We start from the raw sequence: 23,969 nt of genomic DNA on the forward strand, positions 1-23,969 counted from the left end.
GGCAGCCGACCGGGGAAATGCTTGCGTGGCAAAAGCAATCCCCCGGAACGCCCCAGCAGAAGACGGCAACCCTTCGCACGCGGGAGACTGCAATGGCGCCAGCAGACGGCACGGCGGGGAGCACCACCCGGACCGGTGAGGTCCTCGCCCGGGTGCGGGACACCGTCACCGGGGTCCTCGCGGAGCTGCTGCCCGCGGGCACCACCCCCGACCTCGCGGCGTCCCTGCGGGCCTACGGGCTCGACTCGATGGCCGCGGCCCGGCTGTGGCTGGTGTTGCAGACCGAGTACGCCGTCGACATCCCGATCGACTGGGTGGGCAAGAGCCGCAGCTTCGCCGAGCTGGCCGACCGGGTCGCCGCGCACCTGGCCGAGGGGCCGACCACCGGTGTGTCGCGGGCCGCCGGGGTCCTGGTCACCGCCGACCCGGCCAACGCCGGGCAGCCGTTCCCGCTCACCCCGATGCAGCAGGCGTACCTGCTCGGCAGGCAGGCCGAGCTGACCGCCGACGCCGTGGGCTGCCACCTCTACCGCGAGTTCGAGGTCGACGACCTCGACGTGACCCGGCTCGACGGCGCCTGGCGGCGGCTCGTGCGCCACCACGACGTGCTGCGGCTGGGCATCACCGCCTCCGGGCAGCAGTACATCCGCCCCGACGCCCCCGAGTGGACACTGCGGGTGCACGAGCCGACCGGCGACGACGCCGCCCAGGAGCGGCAGGCCGCCGAGGTGCGCGCCCGCCTGTCGCACAAGCGCTACGCCGCCGGGGACACCCCGTTCACCGTCGAGGTGACCAAGCGCGCCGACGGCACCGGCCGGGTGCACCTGAGCCTGGACGCGATCACCACCGACGGGCACGGCCTGGCCCTGCTGCTGACCCAGTGGGCCGCCCTCTACACCGACCCGGACCACGTCCTGCCCGCCCCGGCGGTCAGCGTCCGCGACAGCCTGGCCGCGCTCAAGGCCCAAGAGGACAGCGCCACCCACGCCGCCGACCTGGACTACTGGGTGGAGCTGCTGCGCGACATGCCCGACGGCCCCGACCTCGGCGGCACCGGCCAGGAAGGCCCGCGCCGGGCGCTGCGCGACTCCCTCAGCGCCCGCGAGTGGGCCGCGATCCGCGAGCTGGCGGGCGCGTGGGACGTCTCGCCCACCTCCCTGGTGCTGACCCTCTTCGCCGAAGTCCTCGCCCGGTACGCCGCGCGCGCCCCGTTCTCCCTCGTGGTCACCACCAACAACCGGGTCCGGCTGCCCAGCGCGGTCGCCGACCTGGTCGGGCCGTTCACCGCCAGCGCGGTGTTCCTCGCCGACTCCACCGCCGGGGTCCGCCTCGACGACGCCTGCGCGCGCACCCACAAGCAGCTCTGGCAGGCGGTGCAGCACTCGTCGGTCTGCGGGGTCACCGTGCAGCGGGAGCTGCGGTCGCGGCGGGCGATCCGCCGCCAGGTGGCGCTGCCGGTGGTGTTCACCAGCATGTTCGACGCCCTGCCCGCCGACGCCGACAGCGGGTTCGCCGCGTCGGTGGACTACGCCGTCAGCCAGACCTCCGGGGTGGCCCTGGACCACCAGATGTGGCAGCAGCACGGCGAGCTGCACCTGCAGTGGGACGTCGCCGACGCGTTCGTCGCCCCCGGGGTGGCCGACGCCGCGTTCGCCGCGCTGGTCAACGACCTGCGCGAGCTGGCCACCCCGCCGGACCTGGAGATCCGCGGCCTCAACGAACTCCAGCAGGCCTACTTCGTCGCCCGCGCCGGGGACGCCGCCGCGGACGGCTGCCAGGTGGTCACCAGCCTGCACGTGCCGCACCTGGACCGGACCCGGCTGGAGGCCGCGGCGCTGAAGGTGGTGGCCGAGTACGACGTGCTGCGCAGCGCCGTGTCAGGCGACGGCCGCATCCGGGTGCGCCGCGACACCCCGGCGCGCAGGCGGGTGCCGGTGACCGAGGTCGCCGACCCGGCCGAGCACGCCGCGGTCGACGCGGCGACCCGCGCGGCCATGGTGTCGGCGGCGTTCCCGCTGGCCCGCTGGCACCACTTCGACCTGCGCGCCACCCGCTCCCGGGCGGGCGCCACCATCCACCTCGCGGTCGACCTGCTGCTCGCCGACGCCGTCAGCATCCACGCCATCGCCCGCGAACTGGTCCGCGTCTACCTCGACGGCGGCGACCCGCGCCCGCAGGTCCCCTACGCCGAGCAGCGGGCCGCCCGCGAGCACGCCCGGCTGGCCAAGGACTTCGTGCGCAGGCAGCAGCACTGGCGCGACCGCCTCGCCGACCTGCCCCCGGGCCCGACCGTCCTCGACCGGCCGCGCGCCGCCGCACCCCGCACCCGGCTGACCGGCGCCTTCACCGACTGGGCGGGTTTCCGCGCCCGCGCCGAGCGGCACGGCGTCAGCCCGGACGCGGTCCTGCTCGCGGCCCTGGGCAAGGCGCTGAGCAGCGCGCACCCGGAGGACTTCACCGTGTCCGTGGTCCGGTTCCCGGAGCACGCGCGGCGGTTCCGGCCCGCTGAGCTGACCGCGTTGAGCTGGGTCCGCCGCGGGCCCGAGGGCCGGTCCATCGTGGAGGCGGCGCGGGCCCATGACGCGGAGCTGGCCGCCGACGCCGAGGCCGACGCGGTCAGCGGGCTCACCGAGCTGCGCAAGATCGTGCTGCGGGAGCGCAAGAACGACAGCGGGTACGGCTTCCCGGTCGTCTACACCTCCCTGTTCGACCTGACCGACACCCCGGCGGGCGCGCGCACCGGCGAGTGGCTGACCTGCACCCCGGGTGTGTCGCTGGACTGCATCGGCGAGTTCGACGCGACCGGCGCCCGGTTCTGCTGGGACGTCGTCGAGGCCGACTTCGCCGACGCCCCCGCCCTGTTCGCCGGGTTCGCCCGCCTCGTCGCCGCCCTGGAATCCGACGACGCCGCCTGGACCGCGGGCTCCACCGACGACCCCGTGGACGCGTGGGCCGCCGAGCGGCACAAGATCCTGGTCGAGTGGAACGACACCGCCCGCGACTTCCCCTGCGACGGCCCGATCCACCTGCCCATCGAGCGGCAGGCCGCGGCCACCCCGGACGCGGTCGCGCTGCGCTGGGCGGGCGGCACGCAGACCTACGGCGAGCTGAACGCCGAGGCCAACCGCATCGCCTGGACCCTCAAGCGGCGCGGGGTCGGCCCGGAGACCGTCGTCGGCATCTCCATGGCCCGCGGCCCGCGGATGATCGCCGCCGCCCTGGGCATCCTCAAGGCCGACGGGGTGTACCTGCCGGTCGAACCCGGCCTGCCCGCCGAGCGCGCCGCGGTGATGCTGGCCGAGGCGCGCTGCTCCATCGTGCTGTCCACCTCCGACACCACCCGCTGGCCCGCCGCGTCGTCGATCGAGGTCATCGACACCGACACCGCCGCGGCCACCGGCGGGGAGGTGAACCCGGTCCCCACCGGGCACGTCGACAACCGCGCGTACATCATCTTCACCTCCGGCAGCACCGGCAAGCCCAAGGGCGTGGCGGTCACCCACCGGCCGGTGCACAACCTGCTCAACTGGTGCCACCGGATGTTCCACTTCGGACCGTCCGACGTCGGCCTGTGCGTGACCTCGCTGGGCTTCGACCTGTCGGTGTTCGACATCTTCGGCCTGCTCGGCGTCGGCGCCTCCCTCTACATCGCCGACGCCGCCCAGCAGCGCGACCCGGAGCTGCTGCTCGACGTGCTGCTCGACGAGCCGATCACCTTCTGGAACTCCGCCCCCACCACCCTCAACCAGCTCGCCCCCCTGCTGGCCGCCAAGTCCGGGCACCCCGGAACGCGCGACCTGCGGCTGGTCTTCCTCTCCGGCGACTACACCCCGCTGTCGCTGCCCGACGAGCTGCGCCCGGTGTTCGGCAACGCGGAGATGATCAGCCTGGGCGGCGCCACCGAGGCCACGGTGTGGTCGAACTGGTTCCCCATCGGCGAGGTCGACCCGGCCTGGCGCAGCATCCCCTACGGCAGGCCGATCGACAACGCCCGCTACCACGTGCTCGACGAGAACCGCGAACCCGTGCCGGTCGGCGTCGAGGGCGACCTCTACATCGGCGGCGCCGTGCTGTCGCAGGGCTACGTCAACCGGCCGGACCTGACCGCCGAGCGGTTCGTCGACGACCCGTTCCACCCCGGCGAGCGGCTGTACCTCACCGGCGACCGGGCCAGCTACTTCCCCGACGGGAACCTGTGCTTCCTGGGCCGGGCGGACAACCAGGTGAAGATCCGCGGGTTCCGGGTGGAGCTGGGCGAGATCGAGCACCGGCTGCGCCAGCACGACGCCGTCACCGAGGTCGTGGTGCTGGCCCGCGAGGACCACTCCGGCGACCGCAAGCTCGTCGCCTACGTCATCCCGGCGGGTGACGCCGTGCCGTCGGTGCGCGAGCTGCGCACCTACGCCGGGCAGGCGCTGCCGGAGTACATGGTGCCGAACTTCATCGGCTTCGTGGACACGTTCCCGGCCACCGCCAACGGCAAGCTCGACCGCGCCGCCCTGCCCTGGCCGGTGACCGACCGGCCCAAGCCCACCGCCCCCGCCCCGGAGCCCGCCGCCGGGCCGTCGCTGGAGCAGTTGGTCACCGAGATCACCGCGATCTTCGCCGAGCGGCTGGGCCTGCCCACCGTGGACCCCGAGGCCGACCTGTGGGACCAGGGGGCGACGTCGTTCACCATGGTCCAGGTCTCCAACGCCCTGCACGAGCGCTACGGCACCCGCGTCCCCGTCTCGGCCCTGCTCGACGAGCCCACCGTGGCCTCCATCGCCCGCCAGCTCGCGGGCACCCAGGCCGCCGCCCCGACCGCCGCCATCCCGACCGCCGCAGCAGCAGCTCCCGCTCCGACCGCCGCGCCGATCCCTTCACCCGCGCTCCCGGTCACGCCCGTCCCGGCCGTCGTCGCGCCTCCCGCGACTGCCGCGGACCCGCTGACCGCCGACGAGGTCGTGGACCTGTTCTCCCCCGAGCAGCAGAAGGCGTTCAAGAGCGCCCGGCACAACCGCAGGCCCGCCGCGGGCGAACCGGTCGTGCCGCTGCCCGGGGCCGCCGTCGCCCCGGAGTACTTCGGCTGGCGGGCCAGCCGCCGCGAGTTCGCCCCCGGCCCGGTCCGGTTCGACGCGTTCGGCCGCTTCCTGGGCCTGCTCGCGGAAACCACCGTCGAGGGCCGCACCCGGTTCCTCTACCCGTCGGCCGGTGACACCTACTCGGTGCAGGTCTACGTCCACATCCGCCCCAACGCCGTGGAAGGCCTCGCCGCGGGCGCCTACTACTACGACCCCACCGCGAACGCACTACGACTCGTGAACGCGTTCCCGCAACTGGACCGCTCGCACCACTTCTTCTACAACCGCCCCCTCTTCGACGCCTCCGGCTTCGGCATCTACCTGATCGGCCAGACCGCGGGCATCAAACCCCTCTACCAGGACGAAACCCTCCGCTACCTGACCCTGGAAGCCGGCTACCTCGGCCAGACCCTGCTGCTCGGCCAAGCCGCCGCGGGCATCGGCCTGTGCCCGATCGGCGCGGTCAACCACGACCGCGTCACCGCCGACTTCGCCCTGGACGACGGGCACGTGTTCCTGCACGGCTTCCTGGGCGGCCCGGCCGAGCACGAGCCCCCGCACAACGGCACCCGGTTCCCCTTCGGCTCCTTCGGCGCCACCCCGGCGAACTCGGGCGAAGCCGCGGGCGACAGCAGCCGCCGTGACCGGAAGGACCCCGGCGAGGTCGCCGTCATCGGCATGGCGGGCACCTTCCCCGGCGCCTCCGACCTCGGCGAGTTCTGGCGCAACCTGCGCGCGGGCAAGCGCGCCACCGGCCCGGTCCCCCCGGCCCGCCGCGCCGCGCTGACCCCCGGCGGCGACAGCGGCCTCACCGGCGGCTTCCTCGACCGCATCGACTCCTTCGACTCCCTGCTGTTCCACACCTCCCCGGACGAGGCCCGCACCCTCGACCCGCAGGCCCGCCTGCTGCTGCAAACCGTGTGGGAGGCGCTGGAGAACGCCGGGCACACCGCCGACTCGCTGCGCCGCCAGTCCGGCCGGGTCGGGGTGTTCATCGGCACCATGTGGCAGGACTACCGCCACGTCGGCGCCGAGGCGTGGCAGCGCGGGCAGGCGGCGACGGTGTCCGCCACCGCTTCCGACATCGCCAACCGCATCTCCTACTTCTTCGACTTCCGCGGCCCCAGCCTCGCCGTCGACACCTCCTGCTCGTCGTCGCTGGCCGCCCTGCACCTGGCCGTGGAGAGCATCCGCCGCGGCGAGTGCGACGCGGCGGTGGTGGGCGCGGCCAACCTGCTCGCCCACCCCTACCACCTGCGCCTGCTCGACGACCTGGGCCTGGTCGTGGCGGGCGAGCAGCACGCCTACGACAACACCGCCTCCGGTTGGGCGCCCGGCGAGGGCTGCGGCGTGGTCGTGCTGCGCCCGGCCGCCGCCGCGACCGCCGAGCACGACGTGGTGCACGGCATCGTCGAGGGCACCTGGGTCGGGCACTCCGGCCGCTCCAGCCGCTTCGGCGCCCCCAACGCCGACGCCCTCGCCGAGTCCATGGCCAGGGCGCTGGCCGAGGCGGGCCGCGACCCGGCCGACATCGACTACGTGGAGTGCGCCGCCGCCGGGGCCAGCGTCGCCGACGCCGCCGAACTCGAAGCGCTCGGCACGGTGTTCGCCGACACCCCGAAACCCGTCCCGGTGGGCACGGTCAAACCCAACATCGGCCACCTGGAGGCCGCCTCCGGCCTGTCGCAGCTCGTCAAGGTGCTGCTGCAACTCGAACACGGCCAGATCGCCCCCACCCTGGCCGCCGAGGAGCGCTCCGCCCTCGTCGCCTGGCACGACCTGCCGCTGACCCTGGTCGACGCCCCGCAGCCGCTGCGCGCCACCGCCGCCGACGGCCGCGTCCGGGCCATGGTCAACGCCGTCGGCGCCACCGGCACCTACGGCCACGTGCTGCTGCGCGGCCCCGAACCGCGCACCCCGCAACCCGGCCCGGTCGGCGCCCGCCGCTACCCGGTGCTGCTGTCGGCGGCCACCGCCCCCGCGCTCAAGGCCGCCGCCCGCAACCTCTACGACTTCCTCGCCGACCGGCACGCCTCCGGCACCGCCCCGATCCTCGCCGAGATCGCCTACACGCTGCAAACGGGCCGCGCGCACCTGCCGCACCGGCTCGCGCTGACCGTCGCCGACATCCCGGAACTGCTCACCGCCCTGCGCGGGCACCTCGCGGGCCGCCCCGTCGAGGGCATGGTCACCGCCGAGGTCGACGCCGCCCTGGCCGCCGCCAGGGTGGAACCCGCCGACAAGTACGACGCCCTGGCAAGCTGGATCGAGGGCTACCACGTCGAGTGGCACCGGTACTGGCTGCCGCCGTCGTCGCGGGTCTCCCTGCCCACCTACCCGTTCGCCGTCGAACCGCACTGGCTCGACGACGGGCTGCCCGCGGTCGTCGAACCGGAGCCCGAACCCGAACCCGAGGTGTGCGAGGTGGTCCGGCCGCTGCCCCGCGAGGCCAGCGAGGACACCGTCGAGTTCGTCAAACGCGCCTACTCCGAGGCCTCCGGCATCCCCGTCACCCGCCTGCACCCGAGGGTTCCGCTGGAGCACTACGGGCTCAACTCCCAGCTCATCGCCAAGGTCAACACCCTCCTACGGGCCGAGTTCCCCGACGCCCCGCGCACCCTGTTCTTCGAGCACGCCGACCTCGCGGGCGTCGCGGGCGCCCTGGAACCCCCGGGCGACGGCCCCGATGACGACGACGAGGACACCAAGTCCGGCTCCGGCTCCGAGGGCGACTGGCCCTGGCACGGCGGCGCCCCCTCCGGCGACATCGCCGTCATCGGCGTCGCGGGCCGCTACCCGCTGGCCGACGACCTGGAGTCGTTCTGGGCCAACCTGGTCTCCGGCCGCGACTGCGTCACCCAACTCCCGCCCGACCGGGCCCGCCCCGGCTGGCCCACCGACCTCATGTGGGGCGGCTTCCTGTCCGACGTGGACACCTTCGACCCGCTGCTGTTCAACATCACCCCCCGCGACGCGGAACTGATGGACCCGCAGGAGCGCCAGTTCCTCCAGATCGCCTGGGAAACCCTGGAGGACGCCGGCTACACCCGCGCCCGGCTCGCCGAGCGGCACGCCGCCAAGGTCGGAGTGTTCGCGGGCGTGATGTACAACGAGTACCCGTTCTTCGGCGTCGAGCGCACCCAGCTCGGCACCCCCACCGACACCGGCTCCGCCGTCGCGGGCATCGCCAACCGGGTGTCGTACTTCCTCGACCTCACCGGCCCCAGCCTCGCCGTCGACACCATGTGCTCGTCGTCGCTGACCGCCCTGCACCTCGCCGTGGAGTCACTGCGCCGCGGCGAGTGCGAGGCCGCCCTGGCGGGCGGGGTCAACCTGTCCCTGCACCCCAACAAGTTCATCCAGCAGAACCGCCTCAGGATGAACTCCACCGACCACCGCTGCCGGGCCTTCGGCGCGGGCGGCGACGGCTTCGTCCCCGCCGAGGGCGTCGGCGCGGTCCTGCTCAAACCCCTGCACCGAGCCCTCGCCGACGGCGACCGGGTGCACGCGGTCATCAAGGGCACCGCCATCAACCACGGCGGCAAGACCAACGGCTACATGGTCCCCAACCCGGTCGCCCAGGGCGCCCTGGTCGCCGACGCCCTGCGCCGCGCGGGCGTCGACCCGGCCACCGTCGGCTACCTGGAGGCGCACGGCACCGGCACCGAACTCGGCGACCCGGTCGAGATCGCCGGCCTGTCCCGGGCGTTCGACCTGCCCCCCGGCTCCTGCGCCATCGGCAGCGTCAAGTCCAACATCGGCCACCCCGAGGCCGCCGCGGGCATCGCCGCCCTCACCAAGGTGATCCTCCAACTGCGCCACCGCACCCTCGCCCCCTCCCTGCACGCGGCCGACCTCAACCAGAACATCGACTGGTCGTCCTCCCCGTTCCGCGTCCAGACCACCGCCGCCGCCTGGGAACCCCCCACCACCCCCGACGGCAGGCCCCTGCCCCGCCGCGCGGGCGTCAGCTCCTTCGGCGCGGGCGGCGCCAACGCCCACGTCGTGGTGGAGGAATTCGTCCCCGCCCCGGCACCCCGGGCGGACACCACGCCGCAACTCATCGTCCTCTCCGCCCGCGACACCCCAACCCTGCGCGCCGTCGCCACCCGCCTCGCCGACTTCCTCCGCGCCCCCGCCACCCCCGAGCCCGACCACGACACCCTCGTCCGCCGCCTGCACCGCCTCGCCGACGGCGAGATCCACCTCACCGGCCCCGAACTCAGCGCCTACCTGCTCGGCGGCACCGGAGCCACGGCCCCCGCCCTGCCCCCGCTCGCCGACATCGCCCACACCCTCCAGGTCGGCCGCGAACCCCTGCGCGAACGCCTCGCCCTGGTGGCCCGCGACCACACCCACCTCCTGTCCACCCTGGACGCCTACCTGGCCACCCCCGCCCACCCCCCGGCCGCCACCGGCGCCGCCGCCCCATCCGGCCCCACCACCGGTGCGAGCCGGGCCCCGGTGGCCCAACCACACCTGTCAACCCCCGACCACACCCCCGGCGGCCCCGTCCCGCCCGGCTCTGTCGTCGGCGCCGCCCAGGGCGTGGCGTCCGGGGCAGGCTTCCCGGTCACCGGCCGCACTCCGGGCGACCCGGTGTTCCCGGGTTCCGGCCAAGGCCCGGCCGCTGCCGGGCACCCCTGGGTCACCGGCCGCACCCCCGGAGGCTCCGTCCCACCCGGCCCCGTAGCCGACGCCGCGCAAGACCTGGAGGCCCTGGCCCGCCACTGGGTCACCGGCGGCCGCGTCGACTGGTCCACCCTGCACCGGACCCGCCCGCGCCTGACCGGCCTCCCGTCCTACCCGTTCGACCGCAAGCGCTACTGGCTGGCCGACGAGCCCGTCCCGCTCCTGCGCCCGGACTGGACCCCCACCCCGCTCACCCCCCGCCCGTCCGAAGCCCGGCTCGCCATCCGCCACACGGCGGCCACCGCCGCCTTGGCCCACCGGATCGCCGAGTTGGCGGGCGGCGCCTGGCTGGTCCCCGAGACCGCCGACGTCCCCACCGAGGCCGAGGCCCTGCTGGACCTCACCGACCTCGACGGCGTCGACCGCCCCTGGCAGCCCCGGCTCGCCGCACTCCGCGCGCTCATCGCCGGGGCCCGCGGCCGAGACCTCCGGATTCTCCAGGTCACCCGCGGCCTCCTCGGTCCCGCGGGCCCCGCACCCACCCTCACCGGCGCGGTGGTCGCGGCCTTCGTCCCCCTCCTGGGCGCCGAGTACCAACGGGTCACCTCCTCGGTCCTGGACATCGACACCGACGCCCCCGAGGCGGTCCTGGCCGAGCTGACCGCGGGCCCCTCCGGCCGGGTGGCCGTCCGCGCGGGCACCCGCCTCACCCAGACCCTGCACCCCATCACCACCCCACCCACCCCCACGAAGATCCACCCCGACCGCACCTACCTCATCACCGGCGGCACCCGGGGCATCGGCGCCCTGGTCGCCCGCCACCTCGTCACCCGCGGCGCCCGCACCCTCGTCCTCACCGGAACCCGCCCACCCACCCCCGAGACCCGGGCGCTGGTCGCGGACCTGGAACGCCAGGGCGCACGGGTGACCCTCCACACCGGACCCCTCACCCCCGCGTTCTTCGCCGCCACCCGGGCCGCGGCCCCCATCGCAGGCGTCATCCACTGCGCGGGCCGGGCGTCGGCGGGCCGCCCGTCCTTCATCCACAAGGAAACCGAAGACCTGGCGGAAGTGCTGTCCCCCAAGGTCGACCTGCTCCACACCCTGGCGGCCAACCTCCAACCGGACACCCCCGACTTCGTCCTCCTCTTCTCCTCGCTCTCCGCGATCGCCCCCGCCCTCGCGGGAGGAGTCCTCGACTACGCGGCCGCCAACGCCTACCTCGACCTCTACGCCGACCACCAGTCCCTGACCGGCCGCCCGTGGTTCCGCGCGGTCGACTGGCCCACCTGGCGCACCACCGGCATGGGCGCCACCGCCCCCGACAGCAGCGCGCCCTCGGGCATCGCCGCGCTGACGGACGCGGAGGGCCTGGCCGCCCTCGACCGCATCCTCGCCCTCCCCACCCACCCCCGCCTCGTCCCCGCCCGCCCCCTCACCCCCACCACCGACCCCACCACCCTGATCCACCCACCCCACAAGCCCATCCCCACCGCCACGAGCCCCACCGCCCCCGGAAACCCGAACCTCGGCGATCCCGGCGCCGATAAGCCCGATCCCGGCAGTTCCAGCCCCGGCAGTTCCAGCTCCAACAACCCCAGCTCCAACAACCCGAGCCCCGGCAACCCGAGCTCCGACACCCAGAGCCCCGGCATGCCCATCCACACTCCCGCCGCAGTTGTCCACAGCTCCGCCGCGACCACTCCCGCCCTGTCACCCCCAACCGGTAACGTGGAAATCGGGGGTCCCCAGGCCGGGATGATCTTGGAAGTGGTCGGGGAGGCGGCGGGAACCGGTGTGGTTCCGTCCTTCGTGGACGCCGGTGCGGAGGTTGTCCACAGCCTGTCCGCGCGGGCTTCTGGAGTGTCGGTTCCCTCGGGTAGCGTGGAAATCGGGGGTTCCCAGGGCGGGATGATCTTGGGGGAGGGGGAGCCGCCCGCGTGGTTGGTGGGGGTTTTCTCCGAGTTGCTGGGGATCGCGGCGGAGGAATTGGATTCCACCGCGTTGTTCGAGGACCTCGGGGTCGAGTCGGTGATGTTGGCCGAGTTGATGACGGCCATCGAGGGGCGGCTCGGGCGGCGGTTGGAGCCCGGGACGCTGTTGGAGAACCCGACCCTCCGCGAACTCGCCGGTGCGCTGGGCGTCGCCGGTGTCGGATCGGCCGCGGTGGTGGGGGGTGACCCCCTGGTCTCCACTGTGGAGCGACCGTCCGCGCCCGCCCCGGACCTGCCCCGGCCGGGGCGGGCGCCGGGGGGACGGGAGATCGCGGTCATCGGGATGGCGTGCCGGTTCCCGGACGCGCCCGATCTGGGGGCGTTCTGGCGCAACCTCGCGGCCAAGAGGTGTTCGGTCACCGAGGTGCCGGGCAGCCGGTGGGACGCCGCGGAGTTCTACCCGGGGACGGCCACCAGCAAGTGGGGGGCGTTCGTCGACGGGATCGAGGACTTCGACGCCGAGTACTTCGGCATGGGGGCCGAGGAGGCCACGTGCCTCGACCCGACGATCCGGCTGTTCCTGGAGGGGACCGCCGCCGCGCTGGCCGACGCCGGGTACGGCGAGCGGGAGCTGTGGGGGCGCGACGTCGGGGTGTTCGTCGGGGCCCGGATGTCGAACTACCGGGAGCGGACCGGTGCCCGCGGCGGGGCCGCGGGGATGGGGACCGACCAGAACTTCGTCGCCGCGCGGGTGTCGCACCAGTTCAACTTCCACGGGCCGAACATGGTGGTGGACAGCGCCTGCTCCTCGTCGCTGGTCGGCATCCAGCTCGCCTGCCGCAGCCTGCTCGACGGGGAGTCCGAGGTGGCCGTGGCCGGTGGGGTGGACGTGCTCCTCGACGAGCAGCCCTACCTGGAGTTCAGCGCGGCGGGCGCCCTGTCGCCGGACGGCCGGTGCTTCACCTTCGACGAGCGGGCCAACGGGTTCGTGCCCGGTGAGGGCTGCGGCGTGCTCCTGCTCAAGACGCTCGACCGCGCCCTGAGCGACGGCGACCGCGTCCACGCGGTCATCCGGGCCGTCGCGGTCAACAACGACGGGCACACCATGGGGCTCACCACCCCCAACCCGGCCGCGCAGGCCAAGGTGGTGCAGCGCGCCCTCGACGCCTCCGGACTCGGTGCCCGCGACATCGGGCTGGTCGAGGCGCACGGCACCGGAACCATGATCGGCGACCCGATCGAGGTCCGCGCCCTCACCGACGTCTACCGCCGCACCACCGCCGACACCGCCTTCTGCGCCATCGGCAGCGTCAAGTCCAACATCGGCCACCTCCTCTCCGCGGCCGGGATGGCGGGCGTGCTCAAGGTCGTCCTGGCCCTCAAGCACCGCCAACTCCCGCCGACGCTGTTCTGCGAGACCCCGAACCCCCGGTTCGACTTCGCCGCGTCGCCGTTCACACCGAACACGGAGCTGCGGGCCTGGGAGAGCGCGGGGCCGCGGGCCGCCGCCGTCAGCGCCTTCGGCCTCGGCGGCACCAACGCCCACCTCATCGCCACCGAGCACGTGCCGACCACCCCGCCCACCCGCGAACCCCTGCCCGCCCCGGTGTTCCGCCGCACCCGCCACTGGCTCGACCGCCCCCACCCGCCGACGCCCCGCCGGCAGGTGGGGACGGCGCAGGCGGGTCCGGTCGTCGGGCGGCAGGAGGCGCAAACCCGGGCAGCCTGGCCGCAGGCACCGGTCACCCCGGTGAGCGGGCTGGTGGAGGGGACTTCGCCGGTCGGGTTCCCGACTGCTCCGGTGGGCGCCTCTGCGTCGGCGGCTCCGACCTCCGGGGCGGCGAGCTGGACGCCCGGGGTGGGTGGGGCCGACGGCGGGTCGCCCCCGGGTGGGGCGGTCGTGTTCGCGGGAGCGGTCGGGCAGGTCGGGGGTGCGCCGCTCAATCCTGTGCAGCCCGGAGGGGCCTCCGCGCAGGACAGTCCAGTGGTCGAGCTGCCTGCCCAGGGGGGTCTGACCGCCTCCCTGCTCACGCTGACCTTCGCCCACCCACGAGCCGAGGGATGACCATGTCGACCGGTATCGAATGCCACCTGGTGCTGGCGCACTCCGACTTCGTCATGCGCAACCACCGCGTGCACGGGGTCTCGGTGATGCCGGGGGTCACCTTCCTCGACATCGTCTTCCGGGTGTTGGCGGCCCAGGGCGTCGACACCACCCGGGCGGTGGTGCGCGACGTCCTGTTCCACGAGGCGATGGTGACCAAGGACGGCCACGACCGGGACGTGCGGATTCGCATCGACCCGGCCGGGCACGTCACGGCGTCGAGCCGGTGGCTGCGCGGCGGTGAGCCGGTCTCGGAGTACCGGGACAACTTCCAGGCCGAACTGGTCTTCGCCGACCTGCCCGAGCCCGCCCCGGTGGACCTGGCCGCGCTGCGGGCGGGAACCAGGGTCGTCGACATGGACGAGCTGTACGCCAGGGCCAGGGCCGAGGAGATCCGGCACGGCAACGCCATGCGCTGCTTCGGCGAACTGCACCTCGGCCCGGGGCACCTGCTGGCCGAACTGTCCCTCGACGCGGAGACGGCCGCCACCGACGGCGCGTTCCACGCCCACCCGGCGAAGCTGGACTGCTCCACCCTCGCCGCGTTCGGGCAGATCGCCCCGCTCAACGAGGAACCCTTCATCCCCGTCCACATCGGCGAGTTCCGCGCCCCCCGCCCCATCACCGGCCGGGTGTTCGCCTACGTGCCCCACCCCGAGGTCATCGCCGAGTCCGGTGACGTCATGCACAACGACTACACGATCGTCGACGAGCACGGCCGGTTCCTGGCGTCGTTCGGCAAGCTCACCTGCAAGCGCATCCGCTTCCCCGGGCTGATCACCCGCCTGCTGGACGTCGAGCCCACCGCCCCGCAGCCGGCACCCGGCCCGCGCACCACGCCCGAGCAGGCAGCCGTGCAACCCCAGCCGCAGTCGCAGCCGCAGCCCCAGTCCCAGCCGCAGGCCGAGGGGCCTGCCCCGCTGGCGGTGGTCGTCGACCACCTGCGCGGCATGGTCGCGGCGTCCCTCGGTGTCGACAAGTCCACCGTCGACACCAAAGCGGGCTTCTACGCCCTGGGCCTGGACTCCGTCGCGATGCTCGGGATGAGCCGCGAGCTGGAGGCGTACGTGGGGGCGGCGCTCTACCCCACCCTGTTGTTCGAGTTCTCCGACATCGCCTCCCTGGCACAGCACTTGCATGGCACATACAAACCCGCCGCGAGCCCACAGGCGCCCGAGTCGGGTGCCGCCCCGGGAACCGCCGAGACCACGACGATCCCGACCGACTTGACGGTGCACGCCTTCACCCCGGTGTGGTCCCGCCAGGACACCACCCCGGGCGCCACGCCCACCGCGGTCACCGTGCTCGGGGCCACCCCGGCGCTCAAGGCCGAGCTGGGCAGGCACCTCACCCTGGTCGACGGGGGTGCGACCGACTACGTGCTCATCGCCCCCTCACCGACCGACCCCGACCCCGGCACTGGCGCCGCAGGCACCACCGCAGCGGTCGGCGCCGGGATTCCCGGTGCGTACCGGGCGTTCACCGAGTTGGCCAAGTCGCTGGTGGAGGCCAAGGTGCCTGCCCGGGTGGTGTTCCTGCACCCGGGTGGGCCGGAGAACGCGGCTGTGGCCGCGCTCGCCCGCACGGTGACGGCCGAGACCTCCCTGCTCACCACGAAGGTGGTCGAGGCCGACCCCACGGCCGAGACCGTCCTCGCGGAGTTGGCCGACGGCTTCGCCGACTCCGAGGTCCGCTGGGTGCGGGGGCGCCGCGAGGTGGTCCGGTTCGCGCCCGCCGCGACCACGCCGGGAACGCCGAAGCAGCGCGGGGTCTACGTCATCACCGGCGGCGCGGGCGGGCTCGGGCTGCACCTCGCCGACCGGCTGGCGACCGCGTACCAGGCCCGGCTCGTCCTCATCGGGCGCCGGTCGATCACACCGGAGCTGGCGACCCGGATCGCGGGCTGGGAGGACACCGGCGCCCAGGTCCAGTACCTGCGCGCCGACATCGCCGACGCGACCCAGGCCAGGGCGGCCATCGCCACCGCGCGGGCCGTCTTCGGTGCCGTCGACGGGGTCTTCCACTGCGCCGGGCTGGTGCGGGACGGGCTGTTCTTCCGCAAGGACGACGCCGACGTCGCCCGGGTCCTGGCCGCGAAGACGGCGGGGACGCGCAACCTCCTCGAGGCGGCGGGCGGTGTGGAGACGTTCGTGACCTTCTCCTCGGTCTCGGCGACGCTGGCCAACATCGGGCAGAGCGACTACGCCTACGGCAACGCCTACGCCGAGCACCTCACCGCCGCGCACGGCGGTCTCGCGATCGGCTGGCCCTTCTGGGCCGACGGTGGGATGCGCGTCGACGACGAGACCCTGCTCCGGGCGGGGAAGGCCACCGGCACCTGGCCGCTGCCCACCGAGGTCGGCCTCGACCTGCTCTGGTCGGCGCTCGGCGGCACCGGCCGCCTCGTCGTTTCCCACGGTGAGGCGGACCGGGTCCTGGCGCTGTTCCCGCAGCCGCAAGCCCAGCAGGAACAGGGCGAGCAGCACAGCCACGGCACCGAGCCGGGCCGGGAAGCGGGGCAGGCGCCCGGGTCGCGGCTCGTCGCGGACTCCCGGGACGGGCAGGACAAGGACATAGCCATCATCGGGATCGCCGGGGAGTACCCGCAGGCGCCGGACCTCACCACCTTCTGGCACAACCTCGCCGACGGCGTCGACAGCGTCACCGAGATCCCGGCCGACCGGTGGGCGCACGCCGACTTCTTCCACCCGGACAAGGGCACCGACGGGCGCAGCTACAGCCGCTGGGGCGCGTTCCTCGACGGGGTCGACCGGTTCGACGCGCCCTTCTTCGGCATCTCCCGCCGGGAGGCGGAGCGGATGGACCCGCAGGAGCGGTTGTTCCTCAAGACCGCGTGGCGCGCCGTCGAGAACGCCGGGTACCGGCCGGACGCCATCGCCGGGCACACCGTCGGGGTCTACGTCGGGGTGATGTGGAACCACTACCAACTGCTCGAGGCCGACGGCGTGCACCCGACCGCCATGCACTGCACCGTCGCCAACCGCGTCTCCTACTGCCTGGACCTCAGCGGCCCGAGCATGGCCGTCGACACCGCCTGCTCCTCCAGCCTCACCGCCGTGCACCTGGCGGTGGAGGCGCTGCGCGCGGGGCAGGCCACCATGGCCATCGCCGGTGGGGTCAACGTGTCGGTCCACCCGCAGAAGTACGTCCAGCTCAGCGCGGGCCAGTTCCTCTCCGCCGACGGCCGGTGCCGCAGCTTCGGGGAAGGGGGCAGCGGTTACGTCCCCGGTGAGGGCGTCGGCGCGGTGCTGCTCAAGCCCCTCGCCCAGGCCAGGGCCGACGGTGACTTCGTCTTCGGGGTCATCAAGGGCACCCGGCTCAACCACACCGGCAAGGGCAGCGGCTACACCGTGCCCAGCCCCACCGCGCAGGCCGGGGTCATCCGCCGGGCCGTCGAGGACTCCGGTGTCCCCGCGCACACCATCGGCTACCTGGAGGCCCACGGCACCGGCACGTCCCTCGGTGACCCCATCGAGATCGAGGGCGTCCGGCGGGCCTTCGGCGACCTGGAGCCGGGCGGCCGGGCGATCGGCAGCGTCAAGTCCAACATCGGCCACCTGGAGAGCGCCGCCGGGATCGCCGGCATCAGCAAGGTGGTCATGCAGATGCTGCACCGCGAGCTGGTGCCGTCCCTGCACGCGGACACCCCCAACCCGCACATCGACTTCGCCGCGTCCCCGTTCGCCGTGCAGCGCGAGCGCGCCCCCTGGCACCCGGTGGCGGGGGAGTCGGTGCTGCGCGCGGGGGTCAGCGCGTTCGGGGCCGGGGGCGCCAACGCCCACGTCGTGCTGGAGAGCGCGCCGCCGCCCGCGCCGCCGGAGCACACGCCGGGGCCGCACCTGTTCGTGCTCAGCGCCCGCGACCGCGACGTCCTGCACACCTACGCCGGGCAGTTCGTCGACCTGTTCGCCGCCATCGAGCAGCGCGACGCCGTGGGTGACCCGGCGCTGGTCGCGGCCCTGACGACGCTGGTCGCGGACGTCCTGGGCGTGCCCGAGGACGCGGTCGCCGCCGACGAGTCCCTGGCCGACCTGGGGGTCGACGCCCTCGGGCTGGACCGGGTCCGGGCGCTGCTGGCCGAGCGGGCGCCGGGGACCGTCGCCGAACTGGGCCCGTCGAGCACCTGCGCCGAGCTGACCGCGCACGCGGGTGCCACCACGCCCTCGGTCAGCCTGGCCGACATCGCCCACACCGTGCAGACCGGCCGCCCGATGCTGGCCGAGCGGGTGGCGGTCGTGGCCACCACCGCCCGCGAGCTGCGCAGCAAGCTGGAGGACTACCTGGCGGGTGAACGCGCCCCCGGCCTGTGGACCGCCCGCGCGGGCGACGACGCCTCCACCGCCGACGAGCTGGTGGACCTGTTCGCCGCCGGGGAGCTGGCCGAGCTGGCCGAGCGCTGGGTCGGCGGGGCCGACGTGCCGTGGTCGCGCTGCCACGCGGGCAGGCAGGTCCGCAGGCTGCCGCTGCCGACGTACCCGTTCAAGGAGGAGCGCTACTGGCTCGGCGAGTGGAAGGCCGCCGCCCCCCAGCCGGAAATCGCCGCCGAACCCGAGCCGGAACCCGTGGCGGAGCCGCGATCCGAGGCTTCGCCGTCGGTGGCGGGCGCCACGCGCGTCGAGGTGCTGGCCGCCATCGAGGACGCCGTGTGCGCGCGGCTGTACCTGCGCCGCGACGAGGTGGACGCGCGGCTGAGCTTCAGTGAGATGGGCCTGGAGTCCGTCGGCGCCGTGGAGGTCGTGCGGGAGGTCGGGGAGCGGTTCGGCGTCGAGGTCGACCCGGTCGCCGTCTACGACCACCCGACGATGGATGCGTTGGCCACCCACGTGCTCGACCTCGGGCCCGCCCCCCGCCCGGCCCCGGTGCCGACCGGGCCCGCGGCCGCCGACGCGCCCATCGCGGTGATCGGCATGTCCGGCCGCTTCCCCGACGCGGAGGACCTGGACGAGTTCTGGGCGAACCTGGTCGCGGGCAGGCACAGCTTCCGCCCGGTGCCCAAGGACCGCTGGGACGTCGACGCGGTGCACAGCACCGACCGGCTCGCCGAGGGCCGCACCTATAGCAGGGTCGGCGCCATGCTGTCCGATGTGGACCGCTTCGACGCGGCGTTCTTCAACCTCTCGCCGCTGGAGGCGGAGGCGATGGACCCGCAGCAGCGGCTGTTCCTGCAGCAGGCGTGGGCCGGGCTGGAGGACGCGGGCTACGCGGTGGGCAAGGCGGAGAAGACGAGCTGCGGCGTGTTCGTGGGCTGCGCGCCCGGCGACTACAGCCTGCTGCTGGCCGAGGCGGGCCGGGCCGACAGCGGCCACGCGTTCCTCGGCACCACCAGCTCGATCCTGCCCGCCCGCATCGGCTACTTCCTCAACCTCGACGGCCCGACCATGGCCGTGGACACCGCGTGCTCGTCGTCGCTGGTCGCGGTGCACCTGGCCGCCGACGCGATCCGCCGCGGCGAGTGCGCCATGGCCGTCGCGGGCGGGGTGGCGCTGATGGTCACCCCGCAACTGCACGTGCGGGGCAGCCGGGTCGGGATGCTCTCGCCGAGTCAGACCTGCGTCCCGTTCGACGCTTCCGCCGACGGAACCGTGCTCGGCGAGGGCGTCGGGGTGGTCGTGCTCAAGCGGCTCGACCGGGCCATTGCCGACGGCGACACCGTGCACGGGGTGCTGCTGGCCTCCGGCGTCAACGGCGACGGCAAGACCAACGGCATCACCGCCCCCAGCGCCGCCTCCCAGGCCGCGCTGCTCGCCGACACCTACCGCCGCGCCGGGCTCGACCCGCGCGGGATCAGCCTGGTCGAGGCGCACGGCACCGGCACCGCGCTGGGCGACCCGATCGAGGTCAAGGCGCTCACCGAGGTGCACCGCCGGTCCTCCGCCGACGTCGGCTACTGCGCGATCGGCTCGGTGAAGGCCAACATCGGCCACACCACCATGGCCGCCGGGATCGCCGGTCTGCTCAAGGTCCTGCTCGCGCTGCGGCACGGCGAGCTGCCGCCCGCACCGGGCTTCGACAAGCCGAACCCCAAGGCGGACCTGGACAGCAGCCCGTTCGAGGTGGTGTCGGACCGACGCCCGTGGGCGGTCGACGGCAGGCGGGTCGCCACCGTGTCCAGCTTCGGTTTCAGCGGCACCAACGCCCACCTGGTCGTCGCCGAACCACCGGCCGCGGCGAAGACCCCGTCCTTTGGCGATCACGTCATCCCCCTTTCCGCCCGCACCGAGCGGGCGTTGGCCGAAACGCTCGACCGGCTGCGCGCAGCCCTGACCGAAGACCTGTCGTTGGCCGATCTCGCGTTCACCCTCCAAACCGGACGCACGCACTTCGCGGTCCGGACGGCGTTCACCGTAGGCAGCGTCGCCGAATTGCGCGAACAGTTGTCCACAGGCCCGACCCGCACCAGCGCACTGGCCCAGGAGTACGTGGCCGGGCGGGACCCGGTGTGGCCCGCCACCGGCCGCCGCGTCCCGCTGCCCACCTACCCGTTCGCCCGCGACCGCCACTGGGTCCTCGACGCGCCGCGATCGGCGCACCCCTACCTCGGCGAACCGGTGGACGGCGTGTTCACCCTGACCCTCGGCCCCACCGACTGGGTCGTCGGCGAGCACCGCATCGGCGGCCACAACGTGCTGCCCGGCGCCGCGGGCATCGACCTCGCCGTGTCCGCCGCGCTCCGGGCGGGCGCCGAGCAGGTGCGGCTGTCCGACGTCCGGTGGCTGCGCCTGATCGAGGCCGACACCACCCGCACCCTGCGCCTGCGCGTCGACGGCACCGCTTTCTCCCTCTACGCCGACGATCCCGCCGCCCCGAGCGCCCGCGGCACCGTCGCGCCGTTCACCGGCACCACCGAGACGGTCGACGTCGCCGCGATCCGCGCCCGCTGCGCCGGGCGCGTGCCCGCGCACCGCCACTACGAGGACTTCACCGCCGCGGGCATCGACTACGGCCGCGCGTTCCAGGTGCTGACCGAGGTGGCGTTCGGCGCCGACGAGGCACTGGGCGCGCTGGCCCTCCCGGCGGGCACCGACCTCGGCTTCGCCCTGCACCCCAACCTGCTCGACGGCGCCCAGCAGACCGTCGCCGCGCTGGAGGCGCGCAGCGACGCGCCGCTGATCCCGTTCGCCATCGACACCGTCGAGGTGTTCCACCCGCACGTCGTCCCGGCGTACTCACATGTTGTGCGCTCCGGCGGCGAACACACCTACACGGTCCGGCTGATCGACAGCACCGGTCGGGTGTTGGTCCGCTACACCGGGTTCGCCCTGCGCGCCCAGCGCAACCCGATCGAGGACACCCTCTACGTCCCGGTCTGGCGGGACGCGCCCGCGGCCCCGGCCGTCGACCCTGGTCGGGTCGCCGTCGTGCACACCGCCGACGCGGGCGCCTTCGCCGCGGGGCTGCGCGGTGCGGTCACCGTGGTCGTCCCGGACGTCGGCGACCCCGACCTGTCCGCGCTCGACGCCCCCTTCAACACGCTGTACTACGTCGCCCGCGTTGCCGAACCCGGGGTGGCGCCGGAGGCCGACCGCAGCACGCTGGGCCTGTTCCGCCTGGTCAAGCGCCTGCTCGACGCCGGTCGCGGCAAGGACCGGATCACGGTGAAGATCGTGCTCGGCGGGGCGCTCGGCGCGGCGCCGGACGAGCAGGTCCGCCCGCACGCGGCCGGGCTGCTCGGCCTGGCCAGGGCCGTCGCCGCCGAGTGCCCGCGCTGGACCGTCGGGTGCGTGGACGTCGGCCTCGCCGGGGTGCCCGCCGAGCGGGTCGTCGCGGAACCCGGCGCGCAGGACGTCGTGCTGCTGCGCGGGGGCCGCAGGCTGGTCCGCGAGTTCGAGCCGCGCAGGCTGACCCCACCGGTCGGCGCCACCCCGTTCGTCGAGGGCGGCACGTACCTGCTGGTCGGCGGCGCAGGCGGGATCGGCTTCGCGCTGAGCAGGCTGCTCGCCCGGATCGCCGGGGCGAACCTGGTGTGGATCGGCCGCAGCCCGTTCGGCCCCGACCACCGGCGCAAGGTCGACGAGATCGCCGCCCTGGGCGGCCGGGCGCTCTACCTGTCCGCCGACGTCGCCGACGCGACCGCCCTGCGCGCCGCCGTCGCCGAGGCCCGCGCCACCTTCGGCCCCATCAGGGGCGCCGTGCACGCCGCGCTCGACCTGCGCGACCGCACGATCGCCAACATGGACGTCGACACCTTCGAGGCCGGGTTGGCGCCCAAGGTGGCGGGCTGCACCGCGCTGGCGGACGTGTTGGCCGGGGAACCGCTCGACTTCCTGCTGATCTTCTCCTCCGCGGTGTCGTTCGTGGAGGCGGGCGGGCAGGCCAACTACGCGGCGGCCAGCACCTTCGAGGACACCTTCGCCCACTGGCTCAACCTGCGCCGCGACCACCCCGTTTCCGTTGTCAACTGGGGGTTCTGGGGCAGCGTGGGCGCTGTTGCCACCGACCGGATGCGGGCGGTCTTCGCCGGGCTGGGCGTGGAGTCGATCGAGCCCGCCGACGGCATGGCCGCGCTGCGCCGGGTGATCAACGCCGGGCTGCCGCAGGTGCTGGTCATGAAGGGCGACCGGGCGCGGCTGCCGGAGATGGGCATCCAGGTCTCCGGGCTGGCCCCGGCGCCGGTGGTCGAGCAGGCGGTGGTGGAGGGGCCCGCCGAGGCGGACGCCGTCCGCGCCTACCTGCGGCGGGTGTTCGGGGAGGTGTTGAAGTCCGACGCCGCGTCGCTGGACGAGTACGCGACGTTCGAGAACTTCGGGGTGGATTCCCTGGTCAGCCTGAACATCATCTCCCGGTTCGAGCAGGACCTGGGCGATCTGCCCTCGACGCTGCTGTTCGAGCACCTGACCATCGACCAACTCGCCACCCACCTGCTGCAGACCCGCGCCGACGCACTGGCGAAGGTCGTCGGCACCCGGGCTCCCGCGCAGGCGGTGCCCGCGCCGGTGGTGCCCGCCGTGGCGACGCCCGACACCGGGCTGTCCCACTCCCGCACCGGCTACACCCGGCTGGAGGCGCTGTCCCGGGCGCTGTTCCGGCAGGCGTTCGCGCAGTGGACCGGGCGGCCCGAGGTCGGCTCGCCGGTCGCCGTCCCCGCGCTGATCCGTTCCCTGGGCGTGCGCGCCGAGTACGAGCGGCTGTTCCGCGCCGTGCTGGCCATGCTCGTCCAGGACGGCCACGCCACCCAGACCGGCGACGTGTTCACCCTGCTCGACGGCACCCCCGGCTCCGCGGACCCGACCGCGTTCACCGCCGAGTTCCCCGAGCTGGCCGGGCACATCCGGCTGCTGCGCACCTGCGTGGACGCCCTCGCCGAGGTCCTCGACGGGCGCCGCAACGCCATGGACGTGCTGTTCCCCAAGGGTTCCGCCGAGCTGGTGGAGGCCATCTACAAGGGCCAGGCCGTGTCCGACTACTACAACGGCCTGCTCGCCACCGGCGTCACCGAGGCCGTGCGCGGCGCCGGCGACCGCACCGCCCGGGTCGTGGAGATCGGCGCGGGCACCGGGGCCAGCTCGGTGTTCGTCCTCCCCGCGCTGCGGAACTCCGGGGCCGACGTCGAATACCACTACACCGACATCTCCGCGTCGTTCCTGCGGCTCGGCGAGCGGACCTACGGCGCGGACAACCCGTTCGCGAAGTTCCGGCTGCTCAACGTGGAGGACGACCCGGCGACGCACGGGTTCGAGGCGGGCGGCTACGACGTCGCCTTCGGCACCCACGTCCTGCACGCCACCCAGGACATCACCCGGACCATGACCAACATCGCCAAGATGCTGCGCCCCGGCGGAGTCGTGCTGGTCAACGAGGTCACCCGGCGCTCGGACTTCCTCACCCTCACCTTCGGCCAGACCGGCGGCTGGTGGCGCTACACCGACGACACCCGCATCGAGCACGCCCCACTGCTCAGCCCCACCAAGTGGCGGGAGGTGCTGGCCGCCGCGGGCTTCCGCGTGGTCCGCGTCGACGGCTACCCGGGCACCCCCGCCGACGACCTGGAGCAGTGCCTGCTGGTCGCGCAGAAGCTGCCGGTCGAGGACTCCGCGCCGGACACCGACGCGGGCAGCCTGCCCGGCGAGGTGACCGACGAACTCGTGCGCACCTACCTGCGGTCGGTGTTCGGGGAGGTGTTGAAGTCCGACGCCGCGTCGCTGGACGAGTACGCGACGTTCGAGAACTTCGGGGTGGATTCCCTGGTCAGCCTGAACATCATCTCCCGGTTCGAGC

General features: G+C 74.1%; 2 protein-coding genes. Both read left to right on the plus strand.

Annotated features, from left to right (window positions below; all coding sequences use genetic code 11):
- Positions 1-92 precede the first annotated feature (92 nt).
- Entirely contained in the window at positions 93-13,694 is a 13,602-nt protein-coding gene (locus DFQ13_RS10780; protein WP_267897645.1) for a non-ribosomal peptide synthetase, read from the plus strand.
- A partial coding sequence (locus DFQ13_RS33725; RefSeq protein ID WP_181399914.1) for an SDR family NAD(P)-dependent oxidoreductase occupies positions 13,691-23,969 on the plus strand: 10,279 nt, incomplete at its 3' end. The genes DFQ13_RS10780 and DFQ13_RS33725, both read left to right, overlap by 4 nt.

It is taken from the genome of Actinokineospora spheciospongiae (assembly GCF_003182415.1).
Classification (GTDB): Bacteria; Actinomycetota; Actinomycetes; order Mycobacteriales; family Pseudonocardiaceae; genus Actinokineospora; species Actinokineospora spheciospongiae.

Coding starts and splice junctions, on each gene's coding strand:
- DFQ13_RS10780 (WP_267897645.1), top strand. CDS start 93: ATGGCGCCAGCAGACGGCACGGCGGGGAGCACCACCCGGACCGGTGAG.